This window comes from Pseudomonas asuensis, from assembly GCF_014646755.1.
In the GTDB taxonomy this organism is placed as follows: Bacteria; Pseudomonadota; Gammaproteobacteria; order Pseudomonadales; family Pseudomonadaceae; genus Chryseomonas; species Chryseomonas asuensis.
This window is the reverse complement of record NZ_BMNW01000013.1, coordinates 53,354-68,691: the sequence shown is the minus strand read 5'-3', so window position 1 is coordinate 68,691 and position 15,338 is coordinate 53,354. Positions and strand designations below refer to the sequence as shown.

The 15,338-nt window shown below is 49.6% G+C and carries 19 protein-coding genes; 11 read left to right on the top strand and 8 right to left on the bottom strand.

Annotation, left to right across the window (positions count from 1 at the left end; all coding sequences use genetic code 11):
* Positions 1 to 60: 60 nt before the first annotated feature.
* Positions 61 to 471, bottom strand: a complete 411-nt coding sequence (locus IEX86_RS21455; RefSeq protein ID WP_188868188.1) for a PA2817 family protein — start codon at positions 469 to 471, stop codon at positions 61 to 63.
* Positions 472 to 635: 164 nt separating this feature from the next.
* Between IEX86_RS21455 and IEX86_RS21450 the strand changes: the two genes are divergently transcribed.
* From IEX86_RS21450 to queF, 3 genes are read left to right on the top strand one after another with little or no spacing between them, the layout of a single operon-like run.
* Positions 636 to 1,568, top strand: a complete 933-nt coding sequence (locus tag IEX86_RS21450; protein ID WP_188868187.1) for an ABC transporter ATP-binding protein — start codon at positions 636 to 638, stop codon at positions 1,566 to 1,568.
* Entirely contained in the window at positions 1,565 to 2,344 is a 780-nt protein-coding gene (locus tag IEX86_RS21445; protein ID WP_188868186.1) for an ABC transporter permease, read from the top strand. Before IEX86_RS21450 ends, IEX86_RS21445 begins: the two co-directional genes overlap by 4 nt.
* Positions 2,345 to 2,404: 60 nt before the next feature.
* Entirely contained in the window at positions 2,405 to 3,238 is an 834-nt protein-coding gene (queF, locus tag IEX86_RS21440; protein ID WP_188868185.1) for an NADPH-dependent 7-cyano-7-deazaguanine reductase QueF, read from the top strand.
* Positions 3,239 to 3,240: 2 nt separating this feature from the next.
* Here queF and IEX86_RS21435 read toward each other — a convergent pair whose 3' ends face one another.
* A complete protein-coding gene (locus IEX86_RS21435; RefSeq protein ID WP_188868184.1) occupies positions 3,241 to 3,507 on the bottom strand; it encodes a DUF4404 family protein in 267 nt (88 codons plus the stop codon).
* A gap of 215 nt (positions 3,508 to 3,722) precedes the next feature.
* Between IEX86_RS21435 and IEX86_RS21430 the strand changes: the two genes are divergently transcribed.
* Entirely contained in the window at positions 3,723 to 4,370 is a 648-nt protein-coding gene (locus tag IEX86_RS21430; RefSeq protein WP_229685443.1) for an MlaA family lipoprotein, read from the top strand.
* Positions 4,371 to 4,427: 57 nt separating this feature from the next.
* Here the strand turns inward: IEX86_RS21430 and IEX86_RS21425 are convergent, their stop codons facing one another.
* Complete coding sequence (locus IEX86_RS21425) at positions 4,428 to 4,727, bottom strand: PilZ domain-containing protein (RefSeq protein ID WP_188868182.1); 300 nt, start codon at positions 4,725 to 4,727, stop codon at positions 4,428 to 4,430.
* 224 nt (positions 4,728 to 4,951) lie between these two features.
* On the opposite strand from IEX86_RS21425, the gene rssB reads away from it, so the two are divergent.
* Both rssB and rssC read left to right on the top strand, forming a co-directional pair.
* Positions 4,952 to 6,136, top strand: coding sequence for a two-component system response regulator RssB (gene rssB, locus IEX86_RS21420; protein WP_188868181.1), 1,185 nt, complete (start codon positions 4,952 to 4,954; stop codon positions 6,134 to 6,136).
* Complete coding sequence (rssC, locus tag IEX86_RS21415) at positions 6,133 to 6,615, top strand: anti-sigma factor antagonist RssC (RefSeq protein WP_188868180.1); 483 nt, start codon at positions 6,133 to 6,135, stop codon at positions 6,613 to 6,615. Before rssB ends, rssC begins: the two co-directional genes overlap by 4 nt.
* Before the next feature lie 12 nt (positions 6,616 to 6,627).
* On the opposite strand, the gene tal is transcribed toward rssC, so the two are convergent.
* Both tal and dusA read right to left on the bottom strand, forming a co-directional pair.
* Positions 6,628 to 7,551: a transaldolase gene (gene tal, locus IEX86_RS21410; protein WP_188868179.1), complete on the bottom strand. Its 924-nt coding sequence runs from the start codon at positions 7,549 to 7,551 to the stop codon at positions 6,628 to 6,630.
* Positions 7,552 to 7,596: 45 nt separating this feature from the next.
* On the bottom strand, positions 7,597 to 8,607 hold the full coding sequence (dusA, locus tag IEX86_RS21405) for a tRNA dihydrouridine(20/20a) synthase DusA (protein ID WP_188868178.1): 1,011 nt from the start codon (positions 8,605 to 8,607) through the stop codon (positions 7,597 to 7,599).
* 369 nt (positions 8,608 to 8,976) lie between these two features.
* Here dusA and pcsA point away from each other — a divergent pair, with 369 nt between their 5' ends.
* The 5 genes from pcsA to IEX86_RS21380 all read left to right on the top strand — a co-directional run bounded on the left by pcsA (position 8,977) and on the right by IEX86_RS21380 (position 11,842).
* On the top strand, positions 8,977 to 9,684 hold the full coding sequence (gene pcsA / locus IEX86_RS21400) for a phosphatidylcholine synthase (RefSeq protein WP_188868177.1): 708 nt from the start codon (positions 8,977 to 8,979) through the stop codon (positions 9,682 to 9,684).
* A gap of 191 nt (positions 9,685 to 9,875) precedes the next feature.
* Positions 9,876 to 10,082 (top strand): hypothetical protein, encoded by a 207-nt coding sequence (locus IEX86_RS21395; protein WP_188868176.1) that lies wholly within the window; start codon positions 9,876 to 9,878, stop codon positions 10,080 to 10,082.
* A gap of 92 nt (positions 10,083 to 10,174) precedes the next feature.
* The gene (locus IEX86_RS21390) at positions 10,175 to 10,549 is read left to right on the top strand and encodes a response regulator (protein ID WP_188868175.1); all 375 of its coding nucleotides are present in this window, start codon (positions 10,175 to 10,177) and stop codon (positions 10,547 to 10,549) included.
* A 203-nt stretch (positions 10,550 to 10,752) separates the two neighbouring features.
* Entirely contained in the window at positions 10,753 to 10,998 is a 246-nt protein-coding gene (locus tag IEX86_RS21385) for a hypothetical protein (RefSeq protein WP_188868174.1), read from the top strand.
* Between the two features lie 13 nt (positions 10,999 to 11,011).
* Positions 11,012 to 11,842: a formate/nitrite transporter family protein gene (locus tag IEX86_RS21380; RefSeq protein ID WP_229685440.1), complete on the top strand. Its 831-nt coding sequence runs from the start codon at positions 11,012 to 11,014 to the stop codon at positions 11,840 to 11,842.
* A gap of 38 nt (positions 11,843 to 11,880) precedes the next feature.
* Here the strand turns inward: IEX86_RS21380 and fabI are convergent, their stop codons facing one another.
* From fabI to IEX86_RS21365, 3 genes are read right to left on the bottom strand one after another with little or no spacing between them, the layout of a single operon-like run.
* Entirely contained in the window at positions 11,881 to 12,675 is a 795-nt protein-coding gene (fabI, locus tag IEX86_RS21375; RefSeq protein WP_188868173.1) for an enoyl-ACP reductase FabI, read from the bottom strand.
* An 18-nt stretch (positions 12,676 to 12,693) separates the two neighbouring features.
* On the bottom strand, positions 12,694 to 14,340 hold the full coding sequence (locus tag IEX86_RS21370; protein ID WP_188868172.1) for an ABC transporter ATP-binding protein: 1,647 nt from the start codon (positions 14,338 to 14,340) through the stop codon (positions 12,694 to 12,696).
* A complete protein-coding gene (locus IEX86_RS21365) occupies positions 14,318 to 15,337 on the bottom strand; it encodes an ABC transporter permease (RefSeq protein ID WP_188868221.1) in 1,020 nt (339 codons plus the stop codon). Before IEX86_RS21365 ends, IEX86_RS21370 begins: the two co-directional genes overlap by 23 nt.
* Position 15,338 lies beyond the last annotated feature (1 nt).

Genomic DNA, 15,338 nt, shown 5'->3' with positions numbered 1-15,338 from the left:
TTTTGTTTGTGCTTTTTGTTTTGCTTTCAGTGAAGGCCTGTACGGCCCTCACTCTCAGCGTTAGTGAGTCTGTCCGTTTTCCGGTAGAAACATTAATTGCTTCTCTTGATTCCAGTCAAAAGGCTTTCCAGCAGCCTCTGCCTCAAAGCGACGCTCATCCAGTGCCTGATAGCGAGCAATTTCTTCGTCAGGCATGAAGTGCAGACAGTCGCCACCGAAAAACCATAGCAAGTCTCTAGGTACTAAATGAGCAACTTGAGGGTAGCGGTGGAAAACCTGACTGATCAGGTCTTGTCCCAGGTAATGATTCTCTTCGGGGTGCTTAGGCAGTTCGGCTAAAAGCTCATCAAAGCGGTCAAGGAACAGCCCGTGGTTGTCCTCGGGGATCTGCTCTGACTCGCCCAAGGCACCCAATATGGTCCTTAGATGCGCCAAAAGCGCTAAGTTGTGTTCTAAATAGTCGGTGGCCATGTGTATGTCCCAGTCGTATACAGCGGGGCAGTATAAAGGGGGATGGCAGCACTGTCTTTTCTTGCTCTGGTTGGAATGATGCGAGCTTACATTCGTCAAAGGTTGTAAATGGGGTGTTGAACCCTCATTTAGCCCCTCTAATTTTCTGACAATTTGTGAGCGAGATGAACACAGCTCTGTCCATACGGCAACTCACTAAAACTTACGGGAATGGCTTTCAGGCACTCAAAGGGCTGGACCTTGATGTCAATGAAGGCGATTTCTTTGCGCTTCTCGGGCCTAACGGCGCAGGAAAGTCTACAACGATAGGAATCCTGTCCACGCTGGTAAATAAAAGCAGTGGTCAGGTTTCGGTGTTTGGAAATGACTTGGATCGTGATCCGGCAGGGCTGAAGCGTTGCCTTGGTGTTGTTCCGCAAGAATTCAATTTCAATCAGTTTGAGAAAGCGTTCGATATTCTAGTTACGCAAGCCGGTTATTACGGCATACCGGCCAGGTTAGCCAAGGAGCGTGCCGAGGAGTATCTGACGCAACTAGGGCTCTGGGATAAGCGAGATACGCCTTCTCGTATGCTCTCTGGAGGTATGAAGCGGCGTTTGATGATTGCCAGAGCGCTTATTCATAAGCCGCGATTACTCATACTTGATGAGCCTACTGCGGGTGTTGATATTGAGTTGCGACGTTCGATGTGGAGCTTTTTGACTGGCCTTAATCAGCAGGGCGTCAGCATCATTCTAACAACGCACTATTTGGAGGAGGCAGAACAGCTGTGTCGGAATATTGCCATTATTGATCATGGCACTATCGTAGAAAACACCAGTATGCGTGAACTCCTTCAGAAGCTACACGTTGAGACGTTTGTTCTTGATGTAAAGCAGTCACTTTCGGTTGCGCCTGCTCTTCAGGGCTACCCGGTCAAGCTTATGGGTAGTCATGCGCTTGAGGTGCAAGTCGATAAGAGCGTTGGCATTAACGGCCTGTTTGTTCAATTGAATGCTCAGGGCATTGAAGTCGTTAGTATGCGAAACAAGGCTAACAGGCTTGAGGAGTTATTCGTGTCATTGGTAGAAAAGAACTTGGCAAAGGTGGCCAAATGAAGACTGAAGTGAAGGCCAACCTTATTGCATTACAAACCATTGTCTATCGGGAGGTGCGGCGCTTTACACGTATCTGGCCGCAAACATTGTTACCTCCTGCCATAACCATGGCGCTGTACTTTGTCATTTTTGGCAACCTGATCGGCAGCCGCATTGGAGGGATGGGCGGGTTTAGCTATATGGAATATATTGTGCCGGGCTTAATCATGATGTCCGTCATTACCAACTCCTATAGCAATGTCGTTTCTAGTTTTTTCAGTAGCAAGTTTCAGCGCTCTGTAGAGGAGCTGCTCGTATCTCCTGTTTCGCCCCATGTGATTCTTATTGGCTATGCGTGTGGCGGTATTCTACGAGGATTGGCAGTTGCGGCTATCGTTACAGTTCTTTCTTTGTTCTTTACACATGTGCAGGTGCATCACTTAGGCATCACACTGCTAGTGATCATTCTGACTGCTGCTATTTTTTCTCTCGGCGGTTTTATAAACGCTGTCTATGCACGTAATTTTGATGATATTTCCATAGTTCCTACGTTTATCCTGACGCCGTTAACCTATTTGGGAGGAGTGTTTTATTCGATCGACTTGCTGCCACCATTCTGGCAGGGCATGTCAATGGCCAATCCCATCCTGCATATGGTCAATGCGTTTCGCTATGGAATATTAGGTGTTTCGGATATTCGAATTGGTGTTGCAATTAGTCTTATGCTGATTGCTGCCGTTGTTCTCTATACCTGCTGCATTCGTCTGTTGACGACTGGCCGTGGTATGCGCCACTGATATATTGAAGCGTTATGCAGGCTATATACAGCACAACGCTTCAGCTCCTTGAGAAATTCTATGCAAACTGTCGAACATTCTCCGCTGGGTAAAACTAGCGAATACGTAGATACCTATACGCCATCGTTGTTATATCCCATTTCACGTAGCCCTAAATGGGCTGAACTGGGACTTACACGAGAAACGTTACCGTACCGCGGTATAGATATCTGGACCTGTTATGAGCTCTCTTGGCTGAACCCCAAGGGCAAACCTGTAGTAGCCATTGCTGAATTCTCCATACCTGCCGATTCGCCTAATATTATTGAGTCCAAGTCGTTCAAGCTCTATTTGAATTCACTCAATCAGACGACTTTTGAAAGCGCTGAGGCCCTTGCTGAGGTGCTCACAAAAGATCTCTCTCGGGTAGCAGGAGATAAGGTTGAGGTTTTGGTTAAGCCGGTCGATGCGATTACCGAAGAGGGGCTTGTTACTCCGCCAGGTACCTGTATCGATGATCTGGATGTCGACGTGCAACACTACGATGTACCAAGGCCGGATTTGTTGAAGGCTCTGCCTGGTGAGTATGTGAAGGAATCACTATATAGTCATCTGCTGCGCTCCAATTGCCCGGTTACAGGACAGCCAGACTGGGGAAGCGTTGTAGTGGACTATGAAGGAACATCAACGATTGATAGGGCGTCCTTATTGGCTTATATCGTCTCGTTCAGACGTCATGCTGATTTTCATGAGCAATGTGTTGAGCGTATCTTTCTCGATCTTCAAAACGTTTTGGAGTCCCGCTCGTTGACCGTTTATGCTCGTTATGTGCGGCGTGGAGGGCTTGATATCAATCCTTACCGAAGCACTCACGCCGCCTATCTACCAGCAGTAGCGCGTCTGGCTCGTCAATAACGCTAGATACCCATGCTTGCAAGGCTGTGCATGATCGAGCGGAGCGTGTTAGCTACCCTTGGATGGCTGACTTCGAACCGCTCAACTGCGAGGTTAACACCATCCACAAGGTTGGAGTCAGGTTTGGTTGAGCCCTCGTGGGCAAGCTGTAGCTCAATGTCTCTGATCAACAGCTCAAGCGAGGCGCGATCCTCCTCGCTTTCAGGAGGGCTTGTCTTGAGCTGGTGTTGTAACTCGATCAGCTCCTGTTGCAGGCGAGAGGCAGGCATACGTTTTCTCCTTTTGAAGCGTACTTCCCTGTAGACCTAATTGAATGATTAAAGGTCAATAAAGCAAGTTGCTTCATTCGTAACCACTTGCAAAGACATCACAGTTATAATTTCGCCACTCTGCCAGTACGACTGGATAAAAACATTAGGAGAATATGATGCCGTTTAGCAAAGGAGCATGGAGTACCCGTATTGCCGGCATTGCCTTTGGTGCAATGCTGACTGTTGCGAGTACTGCTGTGTTGGCCGCCTCTGAAGATGACCCATGGGAAGGAGTCAACCGAGGTATTTTCCGTTTCAATGACACACTCGATACCTATGCGCTGAAGCCCATCGCGCAAGGCTATGACAAGATTACTCCTGACTTTTTGCAAACAGGCGTCAGCAACGTTTTTCGTAATATTGGTGATGTCGGCAATCTAGCGAATGATGTTTTGCAAGCAAAGCCGTATGCGGCTGGTGTAGATACAGCTCGCCTGCTCATGAATACCACGTTGGGCGTATTGGGTATATTTGACGTTGCCACCCATGCGGGCCTGACAAGGAATGATGAGGATTTTGGTCAGACGCTGGGCTATTGGGGCATTGGAAGCGGCCCTTACGTTGTATTGCCTTTCCTTGGCCCTAGCACGGTCCGTGATGGATTTGGCCGTATCCCTGATTCCTATACGTCGCCATACCCCTATATGGGGGATGTAGCAGCGCGAAATTCAGCGTTCGCGCTTAGTACTGTAGATACACGAGCCAATCTTCTCGATGCTGAGAAGATGATTACGGGCGATAAATATATCTTCATCCGTAATGCCTACCTGCAAAGTCGCGAATATAAGATCAAAGACGGTCAGGTCGTCGACGACTTCTAAAGGCGTCCATCACGTCAGGCGGTAGGTTGTCCGCTTGACGTGATGCAGATTTGTGATCTAATTCATAGAAAGGATGCTGAGTCCTAGCAATTGAGTTCCTTGTTCCAAAGATGTGACACGAATCACTTCGGCCTCGGCTTCGAGCCCCTGTAATTCTGGATGCTCAGAAGGGATTACTACAATTACTTTGTCTCCTTCCTTGGCGTGACTATTAGCTTCGATCTGAAGCCCTGTGCTCGACAAATCTCGACAAATTGCATCAATTTCCTCGCCATTTGTACGAAGAATGGCCTTAGAATCAATTTGCATTCTAATAAAGTCGCGCTTTTCGCTGTACGAACGATCGCTTAAGCTCATTGGAACAAGTCTCTCAATAAAGGTACTTCGCAAGTAAACGAAACCATATAGCCTCAGCCTCAAGACCTTGTAAAGCCGACCTCAGCCGTTTGGATGGAAGGGGTGCTTGAACGGCTCGGCTGATGGGAGTAGTGTCTGCGCCGTATTAAAAATAGTACCTATTGCGTGCGCCCTGGCCTGATTCAAAAGACCATCTCATAGGGATACGCATGCCTGGATAGTTTATGCCTAATCCCAGCGCCACACTTTTGATTATCGATGATGATGAGGTTGTACGCCTGAGCTTGGCGGACTATCTCGAAGATAGCGGCTTTAGGGTGTTACAGGCCCCGAATGGCATGCAAGGTTTGCAAGTGTTCGAGCGTGAGCAGCCTGATCTCATCATTTGCGACCTTAGGATGCCTCAGCTAGACGGGCTTTCCTTGTTACGGCGTATTTCTGAAATGTCGCTTGATACGCCTGTGATTGTTCTTTCGGGCGCAGGGGTGATGAGTGATGTAGTCGAAGCGCTGAGGTTAGGCGCAGCCGATTACCTTATCAAGCCTCTTGAAGATTTGGCTATTCTGGAACATTCGGTTATGCGGGCACTCGACCGTGCAAGGCTTCGCCTTGAAAACGATCGGTACCGTATTAAGCTGGAAAACGCTAATCGAGAGCTCCAGGCAAGCTTAAGCCTTCTCCAGGAAGACCAAAATGCTGGCCGGCAAGTCCAGATGAATATGTTGCCGGTGACGCCTTGGGAGACCAGTGGGCTCAACTTTGCTCACCAGATTATTCCTTCTTTGTATCTCTCTGGTGACTTTGTTGATTACTTTCGAGTCGATGAACACCGCATTGCCTTCTATCTGGCCGATGTGTCTGGGCATGGTGCATCTTCAGCGTTTGTAACGGTCCTGCTGAAGTTTATGACGACGCGACTGTTGTACGAATCGCGTCGTAATGGCACTCTGCCTGAGTTCAAACCTTCAGATGTGCTAGGGCATATCAATCGTGGTTTGCTGAATTGTAAACTGGGTAAGCACGTTACCATGTTGGGTGGCGTAATCGATGAGGACAGCGACGTGCTTACTTACAGCATTGGTGGGCACCTGCCGCTTCCGGTATTGCATACTTCGGAAGAGACGCGCTTTTTGCAGGGAAAGGGGTTTCCGGTTGGTCTTTTTGAGGAGGCCAATTATTCAGACCATACTTTGGAGCTACCCGCCAGTTTCAGCCTTGCGCTGTTTTCCGATGGGATTTTTGATTTATTACCTGGAGAGAACTTGAAAGCGAAAGAGGCTTCTTTACCTGAACAGGTTCGCCTGGCCAATGGAACGTTAGGTGGAATTTCAAAACAGCTTGGACTGGCCAACTTGGGCGAGATGCCGGATGATATCGCCATGCTGGTGTTAAGCAGGAACCTTGCATGAGTACCGGTAAAATCCAGTTCGCTGAAATGAATGGCACCTTTGTGCTCAAGTTCATCGGCGAAGTGCGCCTGACGCTGTGCTCGGCGCTGGATGCCACTATCGAGCAGATCTTTTCTGCGTTGAATTTCTCATCGATCGTCATTGATCTGATCGACACCAAAAGTATCGATAGCACGACGTTGGGTTTATTGGCAAAGCTTTCTATTCTCTCGCGCCAAAAGATAGGCTTGTTGCCCGCGCTGGTTACCACCAATCCAGATATCACTCGGTTATTGGATTCGATGGGGTTTGATCAAGTCTTTAATATTGTCAATCAGCCTTTGCCGTGTTCAGACTGTTTGCATGACCTTCCGCCACAGGATGAGTCGGAGGAGGTTGTCAGAGACAAGGTTCTGGAAGCTCATCGGATATTGATGAGCCTCAATGAGTCTAATCGTGAGGCCTTTAAGGATCTGGTCAATGCTTTAGAAAAGCATTGACCAGAAGAGCTATCACTTTTTGGCGCTAATCAGACCTTCCAGTTTTTCTTGATCGCGCGCGAATTGGCGGATGCCTTCTGCCAATTTCTCAGTGGCCATCGCATCTTCGTTCATCGACCAGCGGAAGGCGCTTTCATTAAGTGAGTGCAGCGTTTCGGCTGCGCCACCCGCTACTAGATTGCGCTCAAGAGTGCCTTCATCTTCAGCTAGGTTTTGTAGCAGCTCAGGGCTGATAGTGAGGCGATCACAGCCTGCCAGCTGTTCGATCTGGTTAAGGTTGCGGAAGCTTGCGCCCATAACCACGGTTTCAAACTTGTTAGCCTTGTAGTACTGATAAATGCGAGAAACCGACTGGACGCCTGGATCTTCCTTGCCTGTAAAGTCGCGGCCTTCAGCTTTCTTATACCAGTCGTATATACGGCCGACGAATGGGGAAATAAGGAACACACCAGCGTCAGCACAAGCTGCTGCTTGGGCAAAAGAGAAAAGCAAAGTCAGATTGGTCTGAATACCATCTTTTTCGAGCTTTTCAGCGGCGCGAATGCCTTCCCATGTAGAGGCAATCTTGATCAGCACGCGGTCTTTACTGATCCCGGCTTTCTCATACAGATCGATCAGGCGCTCCGCGCGATTAAGGGTCGCATCTGTATCGAAAGAAAGTCTTGCATCGACTTCAGTTGAAATACGGCCAGGAATTACATTCAGGATTTCCTTGCCGACCGCCACTGCAAACTTATCGCAGGCAAGACCGATATCGTCGCCCGTATCGTTCAAGGCATCGCCTAGCAGTTGAGCGTAGCCGGGTAGGGCTGCTGCTTTCAGCAAGAGGGAAGGGTTGGTTGTAGCATCAACAGGTTTGAGACGCGTAATGGCGTCCAGGTCACCTGTATCGGCTACTACTGTAGTGTATTGCTTGAGTTGCTCTAGCTTGTTCATGCTTGCTATCGATCCTCACGTAGTGATTAGAGTGTCTGACCAGATTCAATGACCTACCAAGAGTTCAGTGGCCTGATCAAATATACGTAGTGGTTCTGAGCTTTTATGTACATCTACTGAGAGTAGCTGCCTGAAGCGGCGTCCTCCCTTAATGCCTTGGGAAAGGCCTAGAATGTGCCGGGTTATATGATGCATGGCACCGCCTGTTGCCAGATGATTCTCTATATACGGACGAAGCAACTGTAGAGTTTGATGGCGAGTCATGACAGGGCTGCTATCCCCAAAAATCGACTGGTCAACAGAAGCTAGAAGATAAGGGTTATGGTAAGCCTCCCGGCCAAGCATGACGCCATCGAAAGTCTTCAGGTGCATCTGTGCATCTTCCAGGGTCTTGATTCCACCGTTCAAGATGACTTCTAGGTCAGGGAAATCATTGACTAGCTGTGCGGCTACGTCATAACGCAATGGCGGGACTTCGCGGTTCTGCTTGGGAGATAATCCTTCAAGAATGGCAATGCGCGCATGTACGGTAAAGCTGTTGCAGCCTACCTCTTTGACAGTAGTGACGAATTCCTGCAAATGTGCGTAGCTGTCTCGACCGTTGATCCCAATGCGGTGTTTTACCGTAACAGGAATGCTCACAGTGTCACGCATTGCCTTAATACAATCAGCTACCAGTTGAGGATGAGCCATCAGACAGGCACCGATCATGTTGTTTTGCACCCGATCACTTGGACAACCAACATTCAGGTTAACTTCATCGTAACCGGCTTCCTCGGCAAGGCGGGCGCAAGCAGCTAGCTCATGGGGAGTGCTGCCACCTAGCTGCAATGCAATAGGGTGCTCACTTTGGTCATAAGCCAAAAAGCGTGACGAGTCGCCACGAAGTAAAGCACCTGTCGTTACCATCTCGGTATAAAGTAGAGTTCGCTTCGAAAGCAAGCGCATGAAGAACCGACAATGCCTGTCCGTCCAGTCCATCATTGGTGCGACGGAAAAGCGGCGGGATACTACAGGTGGCTTGTTTAGGACAGTATGAGTGTTCGAAGCGGTCATTAGGTGTTCCAGTTACTACGTTACAGCCTGTTCTGATTCACCGTCGGAAATTTGGGTCAGTAACTTCGGCAGACTAGGCTTCTAGCTTATCAGGAAAGCCTGCGTTTGATCGAAGGTGAAGGTCGTCTCCCTGGCTATGGGCAGCGTTCAGTTCAAAAGTCTTAAAAGACGAAATACCTCATATTTCAGCGAACTCTATAGGGATACGCTTTGTCTTGTCGGTAACATCATGAATGTTCGTATCGGTATCCTTTCCAAACTGCTGTATTCTAGATCTGATTTATTAACCATATGGTCGGCTTGTTATTCGTTCCGCCCACTGTATAAGACTTATTTCATGCCACGAAGAGATTCGCTGTGATACTGACCATGCCCTCAGACAAGCTCAAAGCCTGGGGCGCCCATGGCGTCACCGCCACGGGTGTTGTCCTGGCGTTGCTTGCAACACTTGCCCTGTTTGATAATCAGCCTAAAGAATGCCTGCTGTGGCTCGGTGCTGCCCTGATTGTAGATGGTCTGGACGGAACCCTGGCACGTAAGCTTAATACCAAGTCTGTATTGCCTCATTTCGACGGTTCTGTCTTAGACCTGGCGATTGACTATCTTACGTATGTCTTTATTCCTGCTCTATTCATCTACAAGTACATACCTCTCCCAAGCTACACCGCGCTCTTTACCGTTTCGGTGATTCTGGTTTCGTCCCTGTTCTGTTTTTGTAATGTGAACATGAAGAGCAGTGATAATTATTTCGTAGGCTTTCCAGCAGCCTGGAATGTGGTTGCGCTTTACTTGTATATATTGTCACCCGCGCCTTGGCTTACTCTGTTAGGCGTTATCGGCCTGGCAGTGCTGACGCTGACGCGCATGAAGTTTCTGCATCCGTTTCGGGTGCGCAAGTTCATGCCCATCAATATTGCAGTGACGTTCGTCTGGTTGCTATCCAGCATGTTATTGATTCTGAACCATCCAGAGCACAGCCCGACCTTGTTAACTGTCTGGTTTGCAATGTCTGCCTATTTCATCGGAATTTGCATCTGGCGCTCTGCACTCGAATGGTTTGATCATTTGCGAGCCTAAATAACTGGTCTTAAGCTGTTTAAAAGCCTCGCTGACCCGAGGCTTTTTATTGGTTGCTGCGTTTAATACGGCCCGACTTGCTCACATAGTGATGACTGACTTGTGAACAGATGCTTAGCAATCGGGTCTATTCTTAACGAAGCAGTGTTTCAAAACGAAAGCAGACCAATAACTTAAAAATGAGGGCAGCTATGAAAACCAGAGCACTAGCCGTATTAGCATTGACAGGATTGATGTCTGTGACCGGTATGGCCTTGGCTGACGATAAGACGAGCCCTAATTCTGCCGGCATGGGAACCCCTGATGGATCATCCACAGGTAAGGGTGCCGGGGCTGATGTAGGGGGGGATGTCACGTCTTCGCCCAAAGAAGAACAGGGCGACAAGAGCGACAAATAATCAGATAGGCTTATAGAGCTCAAGTTTCCAGTCGAGGGAACTTGAGCTTGTTTTATGGTCAAAGCAGCGTGTTTAATCGAGTGAGACGGTTCATGAGTTCTACAGATAAAGTAGTATTGATTGTAGAGGATGAACCTCAAGTCTTATTGATACTCGTTGATTATCTTACTGAGCTTGGCTACAAGGTGCTGCAGGCGCCTTCATCGACCGAAGCTTTTCTTATTCTGGCTACAAAGCCAGAGCTTGATCTTTTGATTACCGATTACAGGCTGCCTGATGGCGTATCAGGCGTGATGATTGCCGAGCCGGCTCTCAAATTACGCCCTGACCTCAAGGTGATGTTTATCAGCGGTTATCCGGCTGAAATTATGGATACCGGGAGCCCCTTGATCGGAACAGCCCCTGTATTGGCGAAGCCGTTCTCGCTGGATAAGCTGCAGGATTGCATACAGCGACTTTTGGCTTAGTGCGGTATCGGCACAACACTTTCTTCCACTGCGTATCTGAATATTGAGCACCTTGATCTAGCAGGGCGCCAAGTCATATCAATCAGTATCAGCAGATATTGATTCTTTTGTATCTTCAGGCAGATCGTTTTATTGCCGTATCAGTCTATTAAGTATCCGGTTGGTCAATATGTACCAACGATAACTTGAAGAGGACTGTATCTATGGCAATTAAGCACTTTGAGCATTTCGAAGCAATTTCCTCTGCCGTACCCGCTTCTGACGGCTTCGACGCCGTGATTGGGGTTAAGGCCCGCGAAGAGGGCAGTCAGCCACGTTTTCACCGTGTAGCGACGGAGCGGCATTTCGATTTGGCCTCTGAGGCCGAAGAAGCTGCCGATGCGGCGCTTAGTCGAGTAGTTGAAGTTGCTGAAGATGGCGGTCTTATTTGGGAAGAAAGTGCCCGTTAAGCGAGGAAGCTCCGTGGATCCGGTTGATAAGGGAAAAACACCTGGCCTTACCGCCGAGGAAGAGCAAAACGTCAGTGAGAACCAGCCGCCTCGTGCGGTTGTTCTCCATGAGACGATCAGAAAGCAGGGTGAGCAAGAGCTTGAAAGAAGCAGTAGCGCACTTTTCTGGTCTGCCTTAGGTGCAGGCTTAACCATGGGCCTTTCGCTAATAGCAATGGGTCTCTTGAATTCTCATCTGCCTGAAGGAGAAACGAGCAAAATCATCTCTAGCCTTGGTTATTCGGTAGGCTTCCTGGCTGTCATTCTCGCTCGGCAGCAACTTTTTACTGAAAATACCATTACTGCCGTACTGCCTATAATGACGCAACCGTCATTACATATGTTCAGGCAGTTGCTGAGGTTATGGGGCATTGTATTAACAGGTAACTTGATCGGTACATCGCTGATTTCCTATGTGGTGCTCCACCTCCCGCTATTCGAACCCAGGGTTGACGCTGCTTTTCTGGAAATAGGCCGAAAAGTAATGGAAAACGGTGTGCCTGAAATGTTTTCGAAAGGCATCATTTCCGGCTGGATGATTGCAACCATGGTTTGGATGATTGCTTCGGCAGAACAAGCCAAAATCTGGATTATCATTCTTATTACTTACCTGATGGCCCTAGGCGAGTTTACTCATATTATTGTTGGATCGGCTGAAGTGGCTTATCTGGTGTTTTCTGGGGAGCTTTCATGGGCAGAATTCGGGCTTGTATTCGCTGGACCGACCTTGGCAGGTAATATTGTAGGAGGAACGTTTATTTTTACCCTCCTTAGCCATGCCCAGATACGAAGCGAAACCCCATAAAAAAGGCCCCTCAGGGGCCTTTTTTATTTGTTGTGCTTTTACTCTTCCATCGGAGCCATGGCGGTCGTATTGAAGCCGCCATCGACATATAGAATTTCACCGCTAATACCTGAGGCCAAGTCAGAGCACAGGAAGGCGCCAGCATTACCTACTTCATCAATCGTCACATTACGACGCAGAGGTGTTTGACGCTCATTAGCCGCCAGCATTTTGCGGAAGCTCTTGATGCCCGAGGCCGCCAGCGTGCGAATAGGGCCGGCCGAGATTGCATTGACCCGAGTACCTTCCGGGCCAAGGCTGCCAGCCAGATAACGGACGCCTGCCTCAAGACTGGCCTTGGCCATACCCATAACGTTGTAGTTGGGCATTGTGCGCTCAGCACCCAGGTAAGACAGGGTCAGCAAGCTGCCATTACGGCCTTTCATCATCTCGCGCCCGGCTTTGGCAAGTGCGACAAAGCTATAGGCACTAATGTCGTGAGCGATACGGAAGCCTTCACGGGTAGTCACTTCAGTAAAGTCACCGTCCAGCTGATCGCCCGGCGCAAAGCCAACAGAGTGGACAATGATGTCCAGGCCATCCCACTTCTTGGACAGTTCTGCAAAAACAGCTTCGATGTCTTCGTCTTTGGCAACATCGCAGGGGAAGCACAGATCGGCATTGGAGCCCCAGCCAGCAGCAAACTCTTCAACGCGGGACTTGAGCTTATCGTTCTGATAGGTAAAGGCCAGTTCAGCGCCTTCACGGTGCATCGCAGCAGCGATACCGGAGGCAATGGATAATTTGCTGGCGACGCCTACGATCAGGACGCGCTTACCGGCGAGAAATCCCATGTGTTTTCTTCCTCTTGGTTAATAGGCAGGGGCGGACGATGCAAATGCCGCATCCAATAACTGCCGTGTATACGGGTGCTGAGGTCTTTGGAAGACGTCTTCAGCACTCCCTTGTTCTACAACCTGTCCTGCTTTCATCACCAGTACCTGATGACTTAGCGCTCTTACAACAGCCAGGTCATGGCTGATGAATAGATAGGTCAGATTGTGTTTGGATTGCAGGTCGCGAAGTAGCTCTACGACCTGTCGTTGAACGGTTCGGTCAAGCGCTGAAGTAGGCTCATCCAACAGAATCAACGAGGGTTTTACTATCAGGGCTCGGGCAATGGCGATACGTTGCCGTTGCCCGCCTGAAAATTCGTGAGGATAACGGTGACGGGCCTCGGGATCGAGTCCTACCTCCTGCAATGCCTCGATTATTGCTGCTTCCTGCTCTTGCGCCTTACCAATACGGTGAATCTTAAGGCCTTCTCCTACTATGTCGCCAACAGACATCCGTGGACTCAGACTGCCATAGGGATCCTGAAAAACGACCTGCATCTGACGGCGTAACGGTCGAATTTGGGCAGAGGATAGCTGATCGAGCGCCTGATTGCCGAAGCGTATGCGGCCACGGCTTTCCAATAGACGAAGAATAGCCAGGCCCAGTGTGGTTTTGCCGGACCCGCTTTCACCTACAATACCCAGCGTTTGCCCTTGCCTCACTTCCAGTGAAACATCTTCAACGGCCTTTACATGATCAACCGTTCTACGAAGCAGTCCCTTGCGGATTGGGAACCAGACGCTCAGATGTCCAGTGGCCAATTCTATGGGGGCATGAAGGCTGGGGGCTGGGCTGCCACTCGGTTCTGCTGCCAGCAGTAGTTGTGTGTAAGGGTGCTGAGGATTTTGAAACAGTACCTCGCACGTTTCCTGTTCGACGATGCGCCCGCGCTGCATGACACATATGCGATCGGCGATTTGCCGTACGAGGTTAAGGTCATGACTGATAAGCAGGATGGCCATGCCTAGCCGTTTCTGTAGGTCCTTTAGCAGGTGGAGCACTTTTTGTTGAACAGTGACATCAAGAGCAGTGGTAGGCTCGTCTGCAATAAGCAGATCCGGCTCGCAAGCCAATGCCATGGCGATCATGACGCGTTGGCGTTGACCGCCTGAGAGCTCATGTGGATAGGCCGAAAGACGGCTGGCTGGATCAGGAATTCCCACCAGTTCCAAAAGTTCGACCATCCGTTTGCGTGCAGCGGGACCTCTTAGTCCCTTATGTAACGCCAGTACTTCCCCTATCTGCTTGTCGAGCGTATGAAGAGGGTTGAGCGAGGTCATTGGCTCCTGAAAGATCATGGCAATACGATTTCCCCGTATCCCGTGCAGCTTTCTTTCGGGTAGCTTTAGCAAATCTTCGCCGCCATATAGCGCATGACCGGCGGGGTAGTTGACTATGGACTTTGGCAACAGGCGCAGCAACGAATGGGCAGTTACCGATTTGCCCGAGCCGCTTTCACCCACCAACGCCAATGTTTCGCCAGGATAGATATCAAAAGATACCTGCTCGACTACGCGGGCTGCTTCCTGTCCATTTCTAAACTCAACGCACAGGTCACGTACCTCAAGCAATTTGGTTGTTTGAGCTGAAGGCGCCACGTTATTTTCGGGGATCGAATGCATCGCGTGCTGCCTCACCAATGAATACCAAAAGGCTTAACATCAATGCTAGTGTTGCGAAGGCTGAGATACCTAACCAGGGAGCCTGCAGATTTTCTTTTCCCTGCGCGATCAACTCGCCCAAGGAGGGGGCGCCAGCCGGGAGTCCGAAGCCCAGGAAGTCCAGGGACGTCAAGGTTCCGATCGCTGCCGTAAGCAGAAAGGGGAGAAATGTCATGGTGGCAATCATGGCATTTGGCAGGATGTGATGAAACATGATGGCCGGATCTTTCATGCCGAGCGCGCGTGCAGCCCGCACATACTCTAAATTGCGACCTCGCAGAAACTCCGCCCGAACGACATCCACGAGAGATGTCCACGAAAACAGCAGCATGATGCCTAGCAGCCACCAGAAGTTAGGCTGTACGAAGCTGGACAGGATGATGAGCAGGAATAGAACGGGCAGTCCTGACCATACCTCCAGGAACCGCTGTCCCAGAAGATCGATCCAGCCGCCAAAATACCCTTGCAGTGCACCAACCAGTACTCCGACCAGACTGCTACCGATTGTCAAAATCAGAGCAAACAGGACCGATATACGAAAGCCATAGATGATACGTGCCAGTACGTCTCTTGCCTGATCATCCGTGCCTAGCCAATTTTGCGCTGACGGTGGGGCGGGTGCTGGTACATTGAGATCATAGTTGATGCTGCCATAGCTGAAGGGAATGAGCGGCCATAGTATCCAGGCTGCTTTTTCTTCCATCAGCTTTTCAAAATAGGGGCCCTTATAGTTCGGCTCCAGAGGAAACTCTCCGCCAAAGTCGGTTTCGCTGTAATGGATCATTGCCGGAAAATACCATTGGTCATCAACATGGATGATCAAGGGTTTATCGTTGGCGATAAGCTCGGCGCAAAGACAAAAAGAGAACAGGACGAGAAATAGCCAGAGTGAGTACCAGCCTCGTTTATGGGCTTTGAAACGGCTCCAGCGGCGCTGATTAAGAGGAGAAAGGCGCAGC